Origin of the sequence: Embleya hyalina (assembly GCF_003967355.1) — a bacterium.
In the GTDB taxonomy this organism is placed as follows: domain Bacteria; phylum Actinomycetota; class Actinomycetes; order Streptomycetales; family Streptomycetaceae; genus Embleya; species Embleya hyalina.
In genome coordinates, this window is record NZ_BIFH01000055.1 from 1 (window position 1) to 19,237 (window position 19,237).

14 protein-coding genes are annotated in these 19,237 nt (G+C 71.8%); 12 read left to right on the plus strand and 2 right to left on the minus strand.

Annotated features, from left to right (window positions below; genetic code table 11):
* Positions 1-308 precede the first annotated feature (308 nt).
* Positions 309-836 (plus strand): peptidylprolyl isomerase, encoded by a 528-nt coding sequence (locus tag EMA17_RS47810; RefSeq protein ID WP_126643514.1) that lies wholly within the window; start codon positions 309-311, stop codon positions 834-836.
* Positions 837-1,067: 231 nt separating this feature from the next.
* Here EMA17_RS47810 and EMA17_RS52365 read toward each other — a convergent pair whose 3' ends face one another.
* Positions 1,068-1,952 (minus strand): peptidase associated/transthyretin-like domain-containing protein, encoded by an 885-nt coding sequence (locus tag EMA17_RS52365; protein ID WP_160161834.1) that lies wholly within the window; start codon positions 1,950-1,952, stop codon positions 1,068-1,070.
* 206 nt (positions 1,953-2,158) lie between these two features.
* On the opposite strand from EMA17_RS52365, the gene EMA17_RS47825 reads away from it, so the two are divergent.
* The 4 genes from EMA17_RS47825 to EMA17_RS47840 all read left to right on the plus strand — a co-directional run bounded on the left by EMA17_RS47825 (position 2,159) and on the right by EMA17_RS47840 (position 5,745).
* Positions 2,159-2,488, plus strand: a complete 330-nt coding sequence (locus EMA17_RS47825) for a hypothetical protein (RefSeq protein ID WP_126643517.1) — start codon at positions 2,159-2,161, stop codon at positions 2,486-2,488.
* Between the two features lie 272 nt (positions 2,489-2,760).
* Positions 2,761-3,405 (plus strand): ankyrin repeat domain-containing protein, encoded by a 645-nt coding sequence (locus tag EMA17_RS47830; protein ID WP_126643518.1) that lies wholly within the window; start codon positions 2,761-2,763, stop codon positions 3,403-3,405.
* Positions 3,402-4,547 (plus strand): YncE family protein, encoded by a 1,146-nt coding sequence (locus tag EMA17_RS47835; protein ID WP_371863239.1) that lies wholly within the window; start codon positions 3,402-3,404, stop codon positions 4,545-4,547. Before EMA17_RS47830 ends, EMA17_RS47835 begins: the two co-directional genes overlap by 4 nt.
* A 193-nt stretch (positions 4,548-4,740) precedes the next feature.
* Positions 4,741-5,745, plus strand: coding sequence for a DUF4082 domain-containing protein (locus EMA17_RS47840; RefSeq protein WP_246127364.1), 1,005 nt, complete (start codon positions 4,741-4,743; stop codon positions 5,743-5,745).
* Between the two features lie 166 nt (positions 5,746-5,911).
* On the opposite strand, the gene EMA17_RS47845 is transcribed toward EMA17_RS47840, so the two are convergent.
* Positions 5,912-6,367: a winged helix-turn-helix transcriptional regulator gene (locus EMA17_RS47845; RefSeq protein WP_126643520.1), complete on the minus strand. Its 456-nt coding sequence runs from the start codon at positions 6,365-6,367 to the stop codon at positions 5,912-5,914.
* Between the two features lie 120 nt (positions 6,368-6,487).
* Between EMA17_RS47845 and EMA17_RS47850 the strand changes: the two genes are divergently transcribed.
* The 7 genes from EMA17_RS47850 to EMA17_RS47880 all read left to right on the plus strand — a co-directional run bounded on the left by EMA17_RS47850 (position 6,488) and on the right by EMA17_RS47880 (position 19,192).
* Positions 6,488-7,405: an alcohol dehydrogenase catalytic domain-containing protein gene (locus tag EMA17_RS47850; RefSeq protein ID WP_126643521.1), complete on the plus strand. Its 918-nt coding sequence runs from the start codon at positions 6,488-6,490 to the stop codon at positions 7,403-7,405.
* 227 nt (positions 7,406-7,632) lie between these two features.
* The gene (locus EMA17_RS47855; RefSeq protein ID WP_126643522.1) at positions 7,633-8,460 is read left to right on the plus strand and encodes an SCO6745 family protein; all 828 of its coding nucleotides are present in this window, start codon (positions 7,633-7,635) and stop codon (positions 8,458-8,460) included.
* 494 nt (positions 8,461-8,954) lie between these two features.
* Positions 8,955-9,980: an SGNH/GDSL hydrolase family protein gene (locus EMA17_RS47860; RefSeq protein ID WP_160161835.1), complete on the plus strand. Its 1,026-nt coding sequence runs from the start codon at positions 8,955-8,957 to the stop codon at positions 9,978-9,980.
* Between the two features lie 93 nt (positions 9,981-10,073).
* On the plus strand, positions 10,074-11,447 hold the full coding sequence (locus tag EMA17_RS47865) for an acyltransferase domain-containing protein (protein ID WP_126643524.1): 1,374 nt from the start codon (positions 10,074-10,076) through the stop codon (positions 11,445-11,447).
* A gap of 53 nt (positions 11,448-11,500) precedes the next feature.
* On the plus strand, positions 11,501-17,386 hold the full coding sequence (locus tag EMA17_RS55680) for an SDR family oxidoreductase (protein ID WP_126643525.1): 5,886 nt from the start codon (positions 11,501-11,503) through the stop codon (positions 17,384-17,386).
* Between the two features lie 76 nt (positions 17,387-17,462).
* On the plus strand, positions 17,463-18,809 hold the full coding sequence (locus EMA17_RS47875) for a carotenoid oxygenase family protein (protein ID WP_126643526.1): 1,347 nt from the start codon (positions 17,463-17,465) through the stop codon (positions 18,807-18,809).
* A complete protein-coding gene (locus tag EMA17_RS47880) occupies positions 18,806-19,192 on the plus strand; it encodes a nuclear transport factor 2 family protein (RefSeq protein ID WP_126643527.1) in 387 nt (128 codons plus the stop codon). The genes EMA17_RS47875 and EMA17_RS47880 overlap by 4 nt, the downstream gene beginning before the upstream one ends.
* The last annotated feature ends 45 nt before the right edge of the window (positions 19,193-19,237 follow it).

A 19,237-nucleotide genomic window follows, 5' to 3' on the forward strand; every position in this document is an offset into this window, starting at 1 on the left:
GCTCTTCTGGGACGCGACACGGAATCAAGTCTTCGCCGACGACTGGAAGTAGCGAGTGCCTGTCGCCACCTCGACAGGCGAGCGGTGGCACGTCATGGAAGAGGTTGGCGGACTCGGCCCCTGGCCCGCTTCGAGGAGGATGTCGTGGTCGTTGCGGCCGGTGCGGTGGCCGGACACGGCCACGTCGTCGGCTTCCGTCGGGTCGGCCGGGCCATCCGTGTGGGTGAAATCCCGTGTCGTCGGGCGTGGGTGGCGGGGGTGTCGGCGAGACTGGCCGTGCCCCCGAAGCGTCGAACCCGAGGATCGAGATGGCGGAAGAGCTGTACGCGACCCTGAAGACCAACAAGGGCGACATCGTGGTCCGGCTGTTGCCGAACCATGTGCCCAAGACCGTCAAGAACTTCGTGGAACTCGCGACGGGTGAACGGCAGTGGGTGGACCCGAACACCGGCCAACCCAGCACCGCCCCGTTGTACGACGGCACCGTCTTCCACCGCGTGATCGAGGGCTTCATGATCCAGGGCGGTGATCCTCTGGGCAACGGGACCGGCGGCCCCGGATACGAGTTCGCCGACGAGTTCCACCCGGACCTGGCGTTCACCAAGCCGTACCTGCTGGCCATGGCCAACAGCGGGCCGGGCACCAACGGTTCCCAGTTCTTCATCACCGTCGGCCCGACCACCTGGCTCACCGGGAAGCACACCATCTTCGGCGAAGTCACCGACGCCGCGAGCCAAAAAGTCGTCGACGCCATCGCCACCACGGACACCAACCCGCGCGACGACCGCCCCGTCCAGGACGTGGTCATCGAGAAGGTCGTCGTCGAATCCCGCTGAGTACCGAGGCGTTGAAGCGGCCGGACGGTCCCCCGGAACAGCCGCTCGTGCGCGGCCGAGGCAGGCCCCGACCATCCCGGTCGGGGCCTGCCCGGTGGTCCGCCACGCTCGCGCCCGCCACCGGGTCCGCGTTGCCGGCTACCGGCGGCGGAGGGTGCGGGCCGTTCGCCCGAGTCCGTGTCGTGGTACGTGAACTCGCGGATCGGGCGCCATGGATCCCGGATTTCGGGCTCACTTGCCGTTCTTGTCGGGATCCGCGGCGAGAGTGATCGCGCCCAGGTAGCCGTCGCCGTCCCGGGTGATGTCGAGGAGCATGGTGGGCTTGTAGATGTTGTCGCCGTCGTTGAACGTGTCGCGGCCGGTGTGCTCGGCATACGGCGGCTCGGCGAAGACGGTGCTGTTGAGCGACTCGTCCATCATCAGCTGGGTGGTGAGCGTGCGTTCGTTGTCGATGTGCACCATCGCGTGGACGTGCACGGTACGGCCCCTGTACCAGCCCGGCCAGATGGTGGTGAATTGCACGATGCCCTGGTTGTCGGTGACCTGGGCACCGCGCAGGTAACGCTTGTCGTCCTGTGGCGTGAGGTCGCCACCGCCGCCACCGCCACCACCCGGGGATCCCTGGGGCGGTGCGCCGGCTCCGGGCGGGGGCGTGCCACCACGCGGAGCGCCGCCCGCGCCGCCACCTCCGGAGAGGTTCTCGGCTCCGGAGTACAGGCCGGCGGCGTCGCAGTGCCAGATCTCCACCACCGCGTTCGGGATCGCCCGGCACGTCTCGCTGTCCTGGATCCGGACGGCCAGGCGCAGCCGCACACCGTCGCGGTCCTCGCGGATATCGCTGCGGATCTTGTCGGCGTCGAAGTAGTACGGGCCCTGGGTGGTCTGTTGGGTGAGGGTGCAGGTGCCGGCGCCCTCGAACAGGCTGCCGATGTCCGGGGTGGTGGTGGCCCGAGGCGAGACCGTGGCGGTCGCTCCCGTCGTCGTGGTGGCTCGGGCGCTGCCCCCGTTGTCCGCGTCCGAGCAGGCGCCGAGCAGCGCGCCCAGGCCGATGCTGCCGATACCCGCGAGCGCGGTGCGCCGGCTGACGCGGTGGCCTTCGTGGTGGTCGTGGCTCATGGTCCGTCGATTCCTTCCGGGTCCTTCGGGGCATCGACAGCCTGGCAAGGATGCATGAGAGCCGAATGTGAGCCGGATGAGAAACGGATCGTCGTGAAGGGCTCGCGAATCACGGCGGCGCCGGGTGTTCGAGTTAACCCTATTGGGTAGGTTATGAGCCCATTGTCGGCCGACTTTGGGTCCATTCGTACACCGGAGGTTCTGTCATGCGACTGCGTGCCATCACGTTTTACGCGCCCGCCGCTGCGGCTCTACTGGCCCTGGCCGTGCCGACGGGGACCGCTCACGCGGCCACCGGCAACTTCTTCTACCGCCAACAACCCGGGGACATCGAGCGCATCCTGACCAATCCGGCGGACAACACGTGCTTTTCCCTGGGAAACGGCGGAGGCCCGATCTCCAACCAAACCGACCGAGTAGCCAATGTGTACTTCTCGAACAACTGCAGTGGTGGGATCTTCGGATTCTTCAACCCCGGCACCAACGGCACACTGCCCGAGTATCACAGTGTGAGGTTCACCGAGTTTCCGCCGTGAGGGCCGCTTTCGGGACATCTTGATCGGCTTCGCCGGCGCATGCCGAACGGGGCTGCCTCCGGGGTGGTCCGGGGCGCCGATGACGCGACGGGTCCGCGCGTCATCGGACTCCGCCACCGCCTCGATCGGAGTGGGCGGGGGCGTGGGTCGTCCGATCGGATGACTTCCGTGTCGACCGGCCGTCGTCGTGGCATCGACCGAGGCGCCGACGGCGGGTCGGGGGTCACCGCGCAGGATGGTGGTTGCCGTGTTGCCCCGTGGAGGAGTCCGTCATGACCGAACGTCCCCTGTCCCCGGCCGACCGGGCCCTGGCGGATGCCGCCGGCCGCGGTGATCTCGACGGCGTGCGTGCCGCGCTCGCCGCGGGCGCCGATCCGGCGGCGCGGGACGACCTCGGCCGCACCGCGCTGTTGTGCGCCGCCCTCGCCGATCACGTCGCCGTCGCCGAGTCGTTGGTCGAGGCCGGGGCGGACGTCAACGCCCGGGACGACCGATCGGACAGCCCGTGGCTGGTCACCGGGGTCACCGGCAGCGTGGCGATGATGCGTGCGCTGCTGGTCGGCGGGCCGGACCTCACGCTTCGGAACCGGTTCGGCGGGGTGTCGGTGATTCCGGCCGCCGAGCGTGGGCACGTCGGGTACGTCCGCGCCGTGCTCGCCGAGACCGCCATCGATGTCGACCATGTCAACGACCTCGGCTGGACCGCCCTGCTCGAGGCCGTGATCCTCGGGGACGGCGGGCCGGCCCATCGCGAGGTGGTGGACGTCCTGCTCGCCCATGGCGCCGACCCGCTGCTGCCGGACGGCGATGGAGTCACCGCCCGCGCCCATGCCGAGCGTCGCGGCTTCCGGGAGATCGCCGCCGCCCTGCGGGCCGCGGAGCGACGCACCGACGACCCGCACCGGGATGGGGCGTGACCGCCCTGGACGGCGCCGCTCGGGCCGGCGTACTCGCCGTAGTGGCCGCCGCGCTGCTCGCCGGCTGCGGTGGGTCCACCCCCGCCCGGGCTCCGGCGCCCGCCCCGGCCGCGACCTCCGCCGTCTCGGTCCCGGCCGCGCCCGTGCCGGGTTCGCCCGCCACGACCCTGCTCGTCACCGACTTCGGCGCCGACACCGTCACCTTCGTCGACCCGTCCCGCGCCGGCCGCGCCGCCGACCTCGGCTCGGTCCGGGTCGGCACCGCGCCGTACGGGCTCGTGGTCGCCCCCGACGGCACCGCGTGGGTGGCCACCGCCGAGGGCGTCGCCGTCGTCGACACCCGCACCCGCGCACTCGTCGCGCGGATCCCGTACACGACCCGGACCGGCCGCGTCACCACCGGCGAGTACCGGGGCGGTGGCATGGGCATCGCCCTCTCCCCCGACGGCGCCCGGATCTACGTCGGCGTCAACGTGCCCGGCGGCGACGGCGCCCTGGAAGTCGTCGACACCGCCGCCCGCACCGTCACCCGGGTCGTTCCGGTCGGCCGCCGTCCCTTCGACGTGGACGTCTCCGCCGACGGTCGCCATGTCTACGTCACCGACCACGACTCCTTCGACGTGACCGCGGTCGACACCGACACCTGGGCCACGCGCCGGATCGAGGTGGCCCCGTACGGCACCCGGGGCGGCCTCGGCTCCTGGCTCAAGCCGCACTACACCGCCGTCCGCCCGTCCGACGGCGCCCTGTTGCTCCCCTTCGAGGGCGAACGGCTCGCCGTCGTCGACCCGGCGACCGGCCGGGTCACCGTCGAACCGATGACCGCCAACGCACACCAGCACGGCGTCACCGTCGCCCCCGACGGCACCCTGTACGTCGTCGCCACCGGCCCGATCGACTCCGACGTCGACGCCGGCCCGTCGCTCACCATCCGCGCCCCCGACGGAACCGAACGCGTCGTCCCGCTCGACGGGCCCCACGAGACCGTCACGCTCTCCCCCGACGGCCGCACCGCGTACGTCTCCGGCGGCTTCACCCGCGCCGGCGGCTGGAACGGCCTCACCCTGGTCGACACCGCAACCGGCGCCACCACGCGCCTGCCCGTGGGCCGACTCCCGCTCGCCGTCGCCGTGCTCCCGTGACGCCCGGACAGGCGTGACTTCGGCCGATCTCCCTTGCCGGGAAAGCGAGTTGCCGGAGAGCCCAAACCCATGACAGCGGGTCGGGAGATGCGCCAGACTTTCCCGTGGCTCGACCCCGGGACAACCGCCCCGGGAAGTGATGTTCGGGTGGGGGACACTTGTGAACATACCTTGGCCAAGGCTGCACGGAGCGATGATTCCGACCATCGTCGCGTTACTGCTCGCATCAACCGTCGCCGCACCGGGAACGCCCCGGGCGGCCGCGAGTTCCTGTGATACGCCCATCGCCGGCGCCGACACCTGCGCGAACGGCGAGACCGGCAACACGATTCGGGGCCGCGCCAAGGATATCGGCGTCGCCGTCGACCCGGCCCCGCCGGCCGTCTGCCCGTGCACCCTGTGGGCATCGGCCGAACAGCCCTCCTCCGGTCCCGATCCGGATGCCGTCGCCACCGAACTGGGCGTCAAGTTCCAAGCGGACCGGGCCGGTTACATCACCGGCGTACGTTTCTGGAAGGACGCCACCAACACCGGCACGCACACCGGCACCCTGTGGTCGGCATCGGGCGATCGACTGGCCACCGCCACCTTCACCGACGAGTCCGAATCGGGTTGGCAGCAGGTGAACTTCGCCCAGCCGGTCCCGGTCACCGCCGGCACCACCTACGTGGCCTCGTACCAGGCGCCCAACGGCAGGTACAACGCCGATCAGGGTGGCCTGACCACGGCACACGTACGCGGCCCGCTCACCGCGCCCGCGAGCGACGCCGTCGGCGGCAACGGGGTGTACCTGTACGGCAGCGGATTCCCGAACTCGACCTGGAACGACACCAATTACTGGGTCGACCCGGTGTTCGACACCTCCGACGCCCCCGGCCCGGCGCCGGTGGTCATCGACATCTCCCCGACGGACGGGGAGTCCTCCGTCCCGGTGGACACCAACTTCTCCGCCACCTTCGATCGAGAAGTGCGGCCCTCCACCATCCGGTGGGTGGTCTGGCAAGGCGAGAGCGGCGGCCGCCCCGGCACCACGACCTACAACGCCGCCACGCGCATCACCACCTTCGACCCCACCTCACATCTCGCTCCCGGCAGCGGCTACTTCGTCGACCTGACGGGCGTGATATCCGTCGACGGCACCCCGATGCCCACCAAGCGTTGGTACATCACCACGGTCGACGGCCCGCCGTCGCCCTGAACCTCGTCCCGCACCGTCCGGACGTGGCGGGTGCTCGCGGTTCGCGTGGGTGAACAGGGTCACCGGGACATCGTCCCGGTCGAACGCCGCCCCACCGTGACGCGTTCCGCGAGCACCCCCGCGCCGACCGGCGTCGACACGGTCGGCGAGACGGGTGGCGGCACGCTCAGTGTTCGGGTTCGGCTGCCGCGCGTCGGTGCTCCTCCCGGTGGGCCAGTACGTCGCCCATGTGCGCTTCGGCCCAATGCTTGAGGTCGGCCATGACGTGGTTCAGGGACAGGCCGAGCTCGGTCAGTTCGTAGGTGACGGTGACCGGAACCGTGGGTGTGACGGTGCGCGTGACCAACCCGTCGACTTCCAGGGAGCGCAGGGTCTGGGTGAGCATCTTCTGGCTGGCGCCCGCGAGCCGGCGGGACAGTTCGGAGAAGCGCATCGGCCGAGGACCGTCTCCGTGGTCGATCCCGGGACGGTGCGGGCCGTCGCTGCCGAGCGCCGCGAGGATCAACGCGACCCACTTGTCGGAGATCCGGTCGAGCAGCTGACGGCTGGGGCAGCCCGCCATGAACGCGTTGTAGCTCGTCTTCGCCTCGGCCCGTTGCTGGGCCGCCGTCCGCGTCGACATCGATCGCTCCTTCCCCACCCCGGAGGGGCATAGGCACTTTCGAGTGCCTGCTTCCACGAAGAGGTTAACGAAACCAGCATGGAGGTCGTAAACGATCACCGCACCGCAAGGAACACAGCCATGACTGCCGCCACCTTCCGCACCGCCGTCGTCCGTACACCGAACGGGCCCGACTCGATCGAGATCATCGACGTGCCCGTCACCGAGCCCGGTCCCGGCCACATCCGCGTCGCCATCGCCGCGGCGACGGTCAACCCCACCGACCTCGGCGTCGCAGCCGGCTTCTTCCACACGATCGGACTGGTCAACCAGCCCGAACACACGGGTCTGGGCTGGGAGTTCGCCGGCGTGGTGGACGCGGCCGGGCCGGGTGTCCACCTGGCCGTCGGCACCCGGGTGGCCGGCCTGGTGGTCGGCTTCGACCGCGACTTCGGCACCTACGCCGAGGAGATCGTGGTCGCGGCGGCCGACGTCGCCCGGGTCCCCGACGAGCTGGACCTGGTCGCCGCGGCCACGGTCCCCCTCAACGGGTCGGCCGCCGCCCATGCCGTCGACCTGCTCGGTGACGCGCCCGCCGACGCCGGCCGACTGCTGGTGACCGGCGCCGCGGGGGCGGTCGGGGCGAACGTCGCCGTCCTCGCCCGGGAACGCGGCTGGCAGGTGACCGGGCTCGCCCGCGCCGGCGACGAGGAGTTCGTCCGCGGCCTCGGCGCCGACTTCACCGCGCACGCCGAGCCGGCATGGGACGCGGTCGTCGACCCCGCGCAACTCGACGACCGGGCCCTCGCGCTGGTCCGCGACGGCGGCGCCTACGTCGGCCTGCGGCCCGGCCTCGCACCCCCCGCCGAGCGCGGAATCTCGGTCGCCTCCGTGATCACCGCCTCCGACCGCACCCGACTGGCCGACCTCCTCACCCGAGCCGCCGCCGGCGAACTCCCGACCCGCGTCCACGCCGTCGTCCCGCTGGACCGGGCCGCCGAGGCCCACCGGGCCACCGCCGAGGGCGGCCTCCGGGGCCGCTACGTGATCCGCCCCTGACGAACCCGACGCCGAGCGCGACGCCGCCCGCGGCGGACGGCGTCGTCGCAGGCGGTTCGTTCGGAGGTGAACCTCGGCTACGGGATCTCCCTCGCCGACGATCACCGGCGGTTCCCCGCAACCGGGGTGTCCGGCCGCTCTGTTGGGTCCGGAAGGGTCGCGGCGACGAGGCGCTTTCGGCGGCGCGTACCGCTCCATGCGGGAGGCTCGCGGGCATGATGTGGGCCATGACTCACATCGCCCGTCGCATGTTCGAGCTCCTGGAGCCGATCTGCCTGGTCACCTACTTCGCCGACGAGTGCAACGAGGAGTTGGCCGCGCTCGGCCACCGCACCTACTGGGACGGCTACTTCGCGAGCCGCGCCGCGCCGCTGGGGCGGGTGCCGGCGCAGGTCGTGCACGCGGCCTTCTACAGCTTCGCGGAGGGGGAGGCCGCGCGGCACATCCCGAGCGTGTGGGAGACGATCCCACCCGAGGCGTCCATCGCCGCCCGGGAGCGGGGCAGCGCGGCCTCCGTGCGGCGGATCCTCGGCGCCGAAACGGCCGACTCCCCGGGCCTGGTGCGCGCCGCCGACCTGACCACGAAGGCCGCGACGAGCGCGCCCGTGGGAGGTCGGGTGATGTACGCCGGGATGCGCGCCCTCGCGGTGCCGAACGACCCGGTCGCCCGCCTGTGGCATTCCGCGACCATGCTGCGCGAGCACCGCTGCGACGGGCACGTCGCCGCTCTCGTCGGCGCGCGCATCGGCGGTACGGAGGCCCACTTGCTGGACGCGGCGGCGCAGGGCATCCATCCGCCGGAGTCGTTCGGGCGCGTGCACCACCTGCCGAAGGAGCGACTGGCCACGGTCATGGACGGCTTGCGCGAGCGCGGACTCCTCGACACCGACGGGCGGTTCACCGACACCGGCCGCGAGACCAAGCAACGCGTCGAGGCCCTCACCGACGAACTCGCCGCTCCGCCGTACGACGCCCTGTCCCCCGCCGAACTCGACGAGTTGATCACCGCGTTGGAACCCATCACCGCGAAACTGGTGGCCGCGGGCTCGCGGTGACGAGCGGCAAGGGAGGGGACGAGGAGTCGGCCGACCCGTACGGCCGCTCCTCGGCCCGGTGTTCGCACCCGGAGCGCTCGACCCGGCCGTCGACATCCCGGCCCTCGACATCCCGGCCGCGGGGTTCGGTTCGGTACCGAGGTGCGGATCCGGTCGTCGGCGTGGTCCGGCCTCTCGGGCGGCGTATCGTGTCCTGTTCCCCGGTTCACGGATCGGAACCGGGATCGAATTCCGTGCCCTTATTCCTGGTGCGCCTCCCCGGATTTCGATACCCGTACTCACCCCCTAAGGCGACCCCTATCCAGAGATATCCGCGGCGAATCCATTGTTGTGATGCAGGTCACACGAAGTAATGGATTCATCGATCGGCAGGTCGGACCCTCGCCATAACCGACAGTAAGCATCCGAACACGTCAATGGACTTGTCCATTCGGAGCGTCACGTGGTGGCCTTATTTTTCCATACGGGGTACCCGCGGTGATTCTTGGGGTGACATGGATACGGGGATTTTCCTCTCCCTCGGCGACAGCGTCGCACAGGGAGAGGGGGACGAGTTGCCGGACGGTTCGCGCCGGGGGTGGGTGCGCCGACTGGCCCCGCTCCTCGGTGACGTATGCGGGCGTCTGGCGGTCGTCGATCTCGCCGAACGCAACGCCCGTGCCCCACAGGTACGGATCCGGCAACTCCCGGCGGCGGCCCGGACCCCGGCGCGGATCGCGTCGGTCGTCGTCGGCATGAACGACGCCCTGGGTTCCTTCTCGCCCGAGGGCTACCGGCGCAACTACGAGGCGATCGTCGGCGAGTTGTCCGCGATCGCGCCGATCGTGCTGACCGCGACCCTCGCCGACCTCTCGCCGCGCCTCGGCCTGGCTCCGCTCGACGCGGAGCGGGTGGGTCGGCAGATTCGCCAGGCGAACACCGTCGTTCGCGAGGTCTCCGCCAAATACCGGACCGTCTGTCTGGACGCCGACACGGTCGGCGGCTCGACCGAGGAACGGTTGTGGCTGCCCGACGGACTGCACCCGAGCCCGGCGGGCCATCGGCTCATCGCGACCGCGTTCGCGGAACTCATCCGTGAGCGCCTGGGCGGTGCCGGGGGTGCCGCCACGCCGGGTGCGCGCCTCGACGCGCGGCGCTTCACCCACCTGGCGCTGCACCCGCGGCGCGAGGCGATCGCGGCGACCCTGGCCGAGGACGTCGAATTGTGGACGCCGGCAACCCCGCACGCGTTCACGGGCCGGGAAGCCGTATCGACCGTCCTGGCGATCTTCCTCGGGGATGTGGTCGACGATCTTTCCTACGGGCGAGGATTCGAACAGGCCGACTCCCTCTGTATGACTTTCTCCGGAAGAATTTCGGGCCACCCCTGCGAAGGCGTCGATATCGTGGAACTCGACGCGGCCGGACTCGTCCGGCGCTGCACGGTTTTCATTCGCCCGCTCCCGGCCGTCCTCGCCATGTCGAGAAAACTTGCGGTATCCCTGGGGGAATCGGGTGTCCCCGTGGCGTCCGGTACCTGAGGCGGCAATGTGCGACAGGAACGACTCCTGTGGTGATTTTCGAACGATACGTACACGCCCGAAGGGGCAACACCCGTGAAAGGGGCAGGATCGATGGGTGACGGCACGGCTTTTCTGTTTCCGGGACAGGGCGCCTATCTGGAGTCCGTCTTCACCGAGTTGCGTCGACACCGCGTCGAGGTCGCCGAGGTCTTCGCCGAGATCGACGCGAGCGTGGCCGGATCGGACCACGTCGCCCCGATCTCGCCGATCCTGTTGCGTGATGCTCCGCCCACGTTGGACACCCTCCTCGACACCGACCCGGACACCCTGCAACTCGCCCTGTACGGGACGTCGTTGGCGATCCACCGGATTCTCACCGCCGAGGGGGTCAAGCCCGCGGTGCTCGTCGGACACAGCCTCGGTGAGATCGCCGCGCTCGTCGCCGCCGGCGCGTTCGGCGTGGGCGAGGGGGCGGTCGTCGTGGCCAGGCGCAGCGCCGCGTTGCGTTCGGCGGCCGGCCCGGGCACGGACACGGGCGCCGGCGGCATGCTGGCCCTCGGGGCCGGCGTCCGGCGCGTTCTGGGGCTCGTCGAGTTCGTCGGGGCGGCGGGCCTGGTGGTCGCCGTGGAGAACAGCCCTCGCCAGACGGTGGTCTCGGGGCCCGAAGCGGCGCTGGCCCCGGTCCACGACATCGCGCGTCGGGCCGGCATCGAGTCCGTCCGGGTCCGCTCTCCCTACCCGTTCCACGGCCCGCTGCTGGCCGCCGCGGCGGACGCGTTCCACCGCGACATCCGTGACCTGCGGCGGAGTTGGTTCCGGCTGCCGGTCTACTCGCCCATCCTGGGCCGCCATTACACCGACGAGGACGATCTCGGGTCGCTCCTGGCGAGCCACCTCACCCGCCGCGTGCACTTTCTCGGCGCGCTCCGCCACCTGCACGACACCGGGACGGACGTGTTCGTGGAATGCGGCGCCCGGAACACCCTCACGCGCCTCGTCCGCAAGAGCCTCCCCGAGGTGAACGCCATCGCGTGCACCGTCGCGGGACGGTCGCCGGTCGTGTCGTTGCGCGAGGCGGTCGACGAACTCCGCGGCGGCCCCGCGACGAGCCCGTCGCCCGTGGGCGAGCACGCGTCGACGGCGGATGTACCGGCGGCGCACGTCCCGATCCCGGATGTACCCGCTGTATCGGACACTTCCCGCGTCCCCGCGCCCCCGCTCGATCGGGCGGGCGTGATCGATGGCATCACGCGGATGTACGCGCGGGCGGTGGAGTATCCCGAAGAGGTGTTCACCGAGGACGTCGAACTCGAAGCAGACCTGGGCATCGACTCGGTGAAGCAGACCGAACTGCTCGCGCGGGTGGCCGAGCAGTACGGATTGCCGGAGCTGACGGCCGATTTCCGGATCGGTCGCTACGGAACGCTGGGGCGCATCGCGGATCTGGTGATCACGCACGGCTCCGGCGTGCCCGTCCCGGCGTAGGCCCCGCCCTCTCCCGTTTCCCGCGTACTCGCGTACTTCACGAAGGACCATCAATGTTCGATCTCCAGGGGAAGATCGCCCTCGTCACCGGTGGTGGCAAGGGCGTCGGACGGGTCATCGCGCGCAAGTTCGTCGAGCACGGGGCCACCGTCGTCATCAACTGTTTCCATTCACCGGACGCCGCCCGCGCCACGCAGGCCGAACTGCGGGCGGCGGGCGGCGAGGTCCACCTCGTCCGGGCCTCCGTGGCACGGCGCCCCCGGGTCGAGGAGATGTTCGAGCGGATCGGGGAACTGGTCGGCGGCATCGACATCCTGGTCAACAACGCCGCCTCGGGCGCGCTGCTCCCCCATGCCGACCTCGAGGAGCAGCATTGGCAACGGGCCTTCGACACCAACCTCAAGGGCAGCCTGTGGTGTTCGGAACTGGCCGCTCCCCTGATGGCCGCGCGGGGCGGCGGGTCGATCGTGAACCTCTCCTCGATCGGCGCGGGCCTGGTCATCGGCAACTACTTGTCGGTCGGCACGTCGAAGGCGGCGGTCGAGGCGCTGACCCGCTATCTCGCGGTCGAGCTCGCCCCGGACAACATCCGGGTCAACACGGCTTCGTGCAGCCTCATCGAGGGGGACGTCGCCCGGTTGTTCCCGCGCGCGGCGGAGATGCGGGACGTGACGGTCGCCGCGACCCCGCTCGGGAGGCTCGCGTCGGAGGCCGACCTCGCCAACGTCGTGCTGTTCCTGGCGTCGGAGGCGGCCGGGTGGGTGACCGGACAGGTCCTCCTCGCCGACGGCGGACTGTCCCTGGCCGGGTCGATCCTGTCTCCGCCGGGCGAGCCCGCCCGCAGGGTCGCGCCGGCGGCGGTCGCCGGCGGCGATGACGACGGCGGCGACCCTACGGACGACACCGACACCGTCGCAGCCGCCACCACCTACGACACCGCGGACGCCCCGGACGCCGCGAACACCCCGGACAGCGCGAACGCCCCGGGCACCCCGGACGGCACGAACACCACGGACCCCGACGCCCGAACCATCGCCATCGTGGGCATGGGCCTGGTGGTCCCCGGCGCCGACACCCCCGAGGAGTTCTGGCGGGTGCGCACCCGCGGGGACGTGGTGTTCTCCGAGCCGGGCGATCGATGGGACCTCACCTCCTTCCACTCCCCCGATCCCGACGCCGAGGACCGCACCTATTCGCGAGCCGGCGGCTACATCACGTCCGCCGCCCGACGACCGGACGACCCTGCGGAGGAGTTCACCGCGCACTGGTTGCGGCACGCGTTGCGTCAGGCCCTGGACGGCGTGGCGCGGCGCGAGGACGACCGCTGGTCGTTCGTGGTCGGCTACACGGCGGACGGCAGCCAGCACCTGGAGGAGGCGACGGTCGCGGCGGGGCTGCGCGGCCGGCTCCGCGACCTCCTCCCGGAGGACCGGCGCCGGGAATTGGGCGAACGACTCGACGACCTGATCCGGGAACGGCTCCCGCACGCGGGCCCATCGCCCGAGGAGTATCTGCCGCACCAGGTCGGCCATCGCGCGATGCGGGGACTGCTGCCCGCCGACACCGAGCCGCTGATGGTCGACACCGCGTGCTCGTCCTCGCTGTACGCGATCGACATCGGCGTCAAGAACCTGCTGTCCGGCACCAGCGACGTGGCCGCCTGCGGCGGGGCGTTCGGCCTGGGTCCGCGCGGCTCCACGCTGTTCGCCAAACTGCACGGCCTGTCCCGGAGCGGCCGGGTGCGGGCATTGGACAAGGACAGCGACGGCGTCCTGTTCTCGGACGGCGCCGGCGTGGTGATCCTCAAGACGCTGCGTCGGGCGCGGGCGGACGGGGATCGGATCCTGGGCGTGCTCGCCGGTATCGGGACGTCCTCCGACGGCAAGGGCAAGGCCGTGTACGCGCCCAGCGCCGACGGCCAGCGCCTGGCGGTGTCGCGGGCCCAGCGGGCCGCCGGGCTGACCGGGGCGGACATCGACTGGGTGGTCGCGCATGCCACCGGCACTCCCGCCGGTGATCTGGCGGAGTTCGACGCGCTGCGCGACACCATGGCCTCGAACCGCGATTGTCGGGTCACCTCGAACAAGTCGCTGATCGGCCATACCGGTTGGGCCGCCGGGGTGGTCTCGCTGATCGAGGTCCTGCTCGGCTTCGCGCACGAGCGCATCCCTGCGCAGTTCCGGTTCGACGAGCCGCCCGCGGAGTTCCGCATCGACTCCACCAACCTGGAGATCCCCACCTCCTCCCGTGCGTGGCCCGCCTCGGCGCACCGGCCCCGAACCGCGGCGGTCTCCGGGTTCGGATTCGGCGGCACCAACGCGCACCTGATCGTCCGCGACCGGCCGGCGACGACACCCGCCGGGCCCGCCCGTCGGGCCGAGGGGCGGCTCGCCGTCGTCGGCTGGAGCGCGGCCCTTCCCGGGGACCCGTCGCCGGCCGAGGTGCGGGCGTGGCTGCGCGGGGAGGGCCCGGAGCCCGCGGCCCGGTTCGGCGACAGCTTTCCGCTGCCGTCCGTCGCCGAGGTGCGCATCCCGCCGGCGACGCTGCGCACGATCGACCGCTGCCAGCTGATGATCCTGCGCTGTGTGGGTCGACTGCGGCCGGCGCTCGGTGACTTCTGGTCCTCGGTCCGCGACACCACCGGCGTGCTGGTGGGCCACCTGGGCCCCACGCGCAATGCCACGTCGTACGCGCTGCGGTGCTACCTCGACCATCTGGAACGCGTCGCGGCCGAGCATCCCGGGCTGGGCTCGGACCCGGATTTCAAGGCCGCGTTCGGGTCGTTCCGGGAGACGGTCCGGGCCCTGGTGCCGCCCGGGAACGAGAACTCGTTCCCGGGGATCATGCCCAACGTCATCGCGGCCAGGGTGGCCAACCACTTCGACTTCCACGGGCTCAATCTGACGGTCGACACCGGATTCTCGGGTGGCTTCGCGGCGGTGCGGCTGGCCGAGGAGTATCTGCGCTGGGGCGACCTCGATCTCGCCCTGGTGTGCGGGATCAACGGCAACAGCACGGCCGAGTTGCGGCACGTGCTGGGCGACGCCCTGGCCCGCTCGGGCGAGATCGGCGAGGGGGCCTTCATGCTCGCGCTCGCCCTCGAAACCAGGGCCCGGGCGGCGGGACTGCCGATCCTGGGCACCCTCGCCGCCGACGACGGCCGGGCCGGTCCCGACGAGGTGCCCGAGATCCGCTGCGATCCGACCCGCGCGCGGCGCAGCCACCTCGCGGGTGACGCGGCGCGGTCGTTGATCGAGGCGCTGGTCTCGCCGGCCCCGGTGACGGCGGTGTCCTGCGCGGATCCGCTGACCGGCCGGACCTCGCGCATGCTCGTCCGCGGCCCGGGCCGGCGGGAGCCGGCCGCTTCGCTGGTGCGGCGGCATGTGGTGCGTCTGGAGGCCGAGCCGTACGAGCGGGTGGGCGCGCCGATCCCGGCCCTGGGCGAGGAGACCCTGGTGCTGACCGACCGTGCCGACCTGGCGGCGGCCCTGGCGACGGCGGATCCGGGCGGCGCGATCGTGGTCTGCACGGATCCGTCGGCGCCGCGCGTCCCGGGGCGGCACGTCCTGGCCGAGGTCGACCCGGCGGCCCTGGACGCGCTGATCCGGCCGGTGCGCGACCGGATCCGGCACCTGCGGGTGGTGACCGATCTCGGCGACCCGGCCCGGGGCGTCACCGACGCGGCCCTGGGCCTGCACGACGCGCTGTTCCTGGCACTGCGCTCCCTGCACGGGCAACTGCGCGAGCGGCGCGGCACGTTCGCGACCCTGCTGCTCGGCGGCCTGCCCGAGGGCACCTTGCATCCGGTCTCGGGCCTGTTCACCGGCCTGGTCAAGAGCGCGGCGCTGGAGCTGGGCGGGGTGCGGTGCTGGGCGGTGGTGACCGGTTCATCGGCGCTCGACCCGGGCCTGGCCCGGCTGGCCGCCGAATCGTGCGCGCGCCACACACTGCCCGTGGTCGTCTACGACGGATCGCTGCGCAAGTGTTTCGTCCCCCGGCCCGCGCCGACCTCGCCGGCGGGCGCGCCGCTCCTGGACCGTTCCTCGGTCGTCGTCGGCGTCGGCGGCGCGCGCGGGATCACCGCCGAGACGCTGGTGGCGCTGGCCGAGTCGACGTCCGCCCGGATCTGGGTGCTCGGTTCCAATCCCCTGGACGCCCACCCTCCGGAGGTCTTCGCCGACGCCGGGGACGCCTTCGCCCGGCGCCGCCCGGAGTTCGTCCGGAGCGGGCTGCGCACCGACCCCGGTGTCTCGGTGGCCGAACTCGGCCGCCGCTTCGACCGACTGCTCCAGGCCCGGACGGCGCGCGCCAATCTGGACCGGATGGCCGCGCACAGCGGCGCGGACCGGGTCCGCTACCTCACCTGCGACGTGCGCGACCCGGCGGCGGTACGGCGGGCGTTCGCGACGATCCACGCGGCCGACGGCCGGATCGACCTGCTGGTCAACGGCGCCGGGCTCAATCGGGGTGCGTCGCTGGGCGACAAACGTTTCGAGGAGTTCCGGCGCATCCGCGACGTCAAGGTACGCGGCTACCGCAATCTCAAGCAGGCGCTCGCCGCGCACCCGCCGGCCGTGTGGTGCAACTTCGGCTCGCTGGTCGGTTTCACCGGTCAGGAGGGCGAGGCGGACTACGCCGCGGCGAACGATTTCCTGGCCTCGGCGGCGGGTTGGGCCAACCTCGCGGAGGGCGCGGACGAGTACACGATCGGCTGGACGTTGTGGCGCGACGTGGGCCTGGGGGCGGATCCGGTGACCGCCGCGTTCATGGCGCGCAGCGGCCAATTCAGCGGCATGGGCACGGGCGAGGGGGTCGGCCACTTCCTGGCCGAGCTGGGCCGGGCCCGGCACGAGCCGTCCGTGCTGCACATCGGCGACACCGAGCGGGCGGCGATCGAGGCCAGGATGCCGGGGTTGTTGCGCGCCGCCGAGGCCCTTCCCCCGGCGTTCGCGCCCGCCCCGGCCGCGGACTTCTACCTGGGACGCCGCGTGGTGGACGAACCCGACCGGCTGCTCGTCGAGCGCGAACTCGACCCGGAGACGGACGGATACCTGGCCGATCATCTCGTCGACGGCGTGCCGACCCTGCCCGGGACGCTGGTACCGGAGATCGCCGCGGAGGCCGCGCTGGCGCTGAGCCCCGGTTGGTGTGTGACGGCGCTGAGCGAACTGGGCTTCAGTACGTTCCTGCGGGTGTATCCGGGGCGCGCGAAGTCGCCCTTTCGGATCGACGCGCGCGTCCGGGCGCAGACCCCGGAGGAGCGTGTGGTCGCCGTCCGGGTGGTGTCGGACGTCCGCGCCCCGCAGGGCACGTTGCTCCGCGAGGACCGGTTGCACTTCGAGGCGACGGTGCACCTGCGGCGCGAGCCGATCGCCGCGCCGACGAGCGCGCGTTGGCCCGCGTCGGTCGGCGAGGTCGCGGTGCCGGACCCGTACCACGTACCGAACCCGGCGGTGCTGCTCACCGGCGCGTTCGTGTCCACGACGGACACGCGCGTGCACCCGTACGGGAATCGCGCGACGTTCGTGCTCCCGCCGGCGCGGCGCCATGCCGCGTTCGCGAGGTTCGTGCTGCCCGCGGTGCTGCTCGACGGGCTGGCCAGGGTGGCCGTGCTGACCCCGGGTCGGTTCGTTCCGCTGGCGGCGCCGGTCTCCGTACGGCGGATCGACGTCTTCGATCGCCGCAACGACGTCGAACTGGCGGACGCGTATCCGGAGGGCGTGGACCTGTACTGCACGCCCAAGGGCGTCGACCTGACCGATCCCGGGGTGGTCAACACGCTGAGCGCGGTCGCCCCGGACGGCCGGACGCTGCTGCGGATGACGGGGCTGCGCGGCGTCGTCCTGGGCTACCTGGACACCGTCGACGGCGGCTTTCGCAGCGTCGAACAGGTGCGGCGGGCGACGGCCGATCCGGGCGTGGCGGCGGCGCACGCGTGACACCCCGCCCGGCTCGCCCGATCCGCCCGGCGGCACTCCTCGACGCACGAGAAGACACGAGAAGAGAGGCAACTCCATGGCCAGTCGTTTCCTCGCGGGACTCTTCGCCCCGGTGACCGAAGAGGTGACCGCGTTCGACCTGCCGGTGACCGGGCGGATCCCGCCCGAGCTCAACGGCCGCTACCTGCGCAACGGCCCCAACGCGATGGGCCTGGAAGACCCCGACTCGTACCACTGGTTCCTCGGCAAGGGCATGGTGCACGGGATACGCCTGCGCGACGGCCGGGCCGAGTGGTACCGCAACCGCTGGATCAGGTCCGAGTCCGTCGCGAACACGCTGGGCGAGAAGTGGTCGGGCGGCCCGGTGTTCGCCGACATGGACTGGGCGCCCAACAACAACGTCATCGAGCACGCCGGCCGCACCATCACACTCGCGGAGGGCGGCGCGCGCCCCTACGAGATGTCCTACGACCTGGGGACGCTGGGGCCGTGCGACTTCGGCGGCCTGCCCGGCGGCTACACCGCGCACCCCAAGCGCGACCCGCGCACCGGCGAACTGCACGCCGTCTCCTACTTCCACGGTTGGAACCACGTGCAGCACATCGTGCTGGACCGGGGCGGACACATCGCGCGCACGGTGAACGTGCCGGTCTCGGACGGCCCGATGATGCACGACTTCGCGTTGACCGAGCGCTACGTGGTCATCTACGACCTGTCGATCACGTTCAGCGCGGACCTGGCCGTGAACGGCGCCCGCCTCCCGTACGCCTGGAACGACGCCCATCCCTCCAGGATCGGCCTGCTGCCGCGCGACGGCGGCGCGGACGAGGTGCGCTGGTTCGACGTCGAGCCGTGCTGGGTCTTCCACACGCTCAACGCGTACGACGACGCGGCCGGCCGGGTGGTGGTCGAGGTGGCGCGCTACCCGTGGATGCTGGACCAGGGTCGGCTCGACGAGATCCCGCCGACGGTTCTGGACCGGTGGACCATCGACCCGGCGGCCGGCACGCTGCGGCAGGACGTCATCGACGACCGCTCCCAGGAGTACCCCCGGGTGGACGAGCGGGTGGTCTCGCTGCCGCACCGGTACTCGTACACCGTGGTCGGCGAGGACATCTTCGGGGCCAAGGTCGGCGAGGTGATGCTCAAGCGCGACGCCCGCACGGAGACGACCGAAACGCGCTTGTTCCCCCGGGGCTCGGGGGTCGGCGAAGCGGTGTTCGTACCGACGCGCGCCGACTCCGCCGAGGACGACGGCTATCTGATGACCATCGTCTTCGACCCCGAACGCGGCGCCGCCGACCTGCTCCTGCTCTCCGCGCGGGACTTCACCGGACCCCCGGTCGCCGCCGTGCACCTTCCCGCGAAGGTCCCGCTGGGCTTCCACGGGAGCTGGATCCCGGACCCGGAGGACCACCGATGAACCCCGCTCCGCGGGCGGCCGAGACGGGTCTCGCCGCCCTGGTGGCCCGGTATCTCGCGGCCTGGAACGAACCCGATCCGCACACGCCTTCGCCGCCGGTCGAGGAGATCTGGACCGAGGACGGCAGCTACGACGACCCGGTGAGCGCCGCGGCCGGGTACCCGGCGATCCGCGCCCGGATCGCGGAGGTGCGCGAGCAGTTCCCCGGGATGGCGTTCACCGTCGTCGGGGAGATCGAGGCGCACCACGACGTCGCCCGCGTCTTCTGGGAGTTGGGCCTCCCCGGTGCGGCGCCCGTGCTGACCGGCATCGACGTCCTGGTGCTCGGCGGGGACGGGCGAATCCGCGCCGTCCACGGCTTCTTCGACCGGATGCCGAGCTGATCCGGTACCGCCCGGCGCGCCGCCGACGCACGACGCCTCGGCGGC

Bases quoted from the DNA above. Each gene is read 5' to 3' on its own strand.
- EMA17_RS47830 (WP_126643518.1), top strand. From the start codon at position 2,761: ATGACCGAACGTCCCCTGTCCCCGGCCGACCGGGCCCTGGCGGATGCC.
- EMA17_RS47865 (WP_126643524.1), top strand. From the start codon at position 10,074: ATGGGTGACGGCACGGCTTTTCTGTTTCCGGGACAGGGCGCCTATCTG.
- EMA17_RS47840 (WP_246127364.1), top strand. From the start codon at position 4,741: ATGATTCCGACCATCGTCGCGTTACTGCTCGCATCAACCGTCGCCGCA.
- EMA17_RS47810 (WP_126643514.1), top strand. From the start codon at position 309: ATGGCGGAAGAGCTGTACGCGACCCTGAAGACCAACAAGGGCGACATC.
- EMA17_RS47855 (WP_126643522.1), top strand. From the start codon at position 7,633: ATGACTCACATCGCCCGTCGCATGTTCGAGCTCCTGGAGCCGATCTGC.
- EMA17_RS47845 (WP_126643520.1), bottom strand. From the start codon at position 6,367: ATGTCGACGCGGACGGCGGCCCAGCAACGGGCCGAGGCGAAGACGAGC.
- EMA17_RS47850 (WP_126643521.1), top strand. From the start codon at position 6,488: ATGACTGCCGCCACCTTCCGCACCGCCGTCGTCCGTACACCGAACGGG.
- EMA17_RS55680 (WP_126643525.1), top strand. From the start codon at position 11,501: ATGTTCGATCTCCAGGGGAAGATCGCCCTCGTCACCGGTGGTGGCAAG.
- EMA17_RS52365 (WP_160161834.1), bottom strand. From the start codon at position 1,952: ATGAGCCACGACCACCACGAAGGCCACCGCGTCAGCCGGCGCACCGCG.
- EMA17_RS47880 (WP_126643527.1), top strand. From the start codon at position 18,806: ATGAACCCCGCTCCGCGGGCGGCCGAGACGGGTCTCGCCGCCCTGGTG.
- EMA17_RS47825 (WP_126643517.1), top strand. From the start codon at position 2,159: ATGCGACTGCGTGCCATCACGTTTTACGCGCCCGCCGCTGCGGCTCTA.
- EMA17_RS47875 (WP_126643526.1), top strand. From the start codon at position 17,463: ATGGCCAGTCGTTTCCTCGCGGGACTCTTCGCCCCGGTGACCGAAGAG.
- EMA17_RS47860 (WP_160161835.1), top strand. From the start codon at position 8,955: ATGGATACGGGGATTTTCCTCTCCCTCGGCGACAGCGTCGCACAGGGA.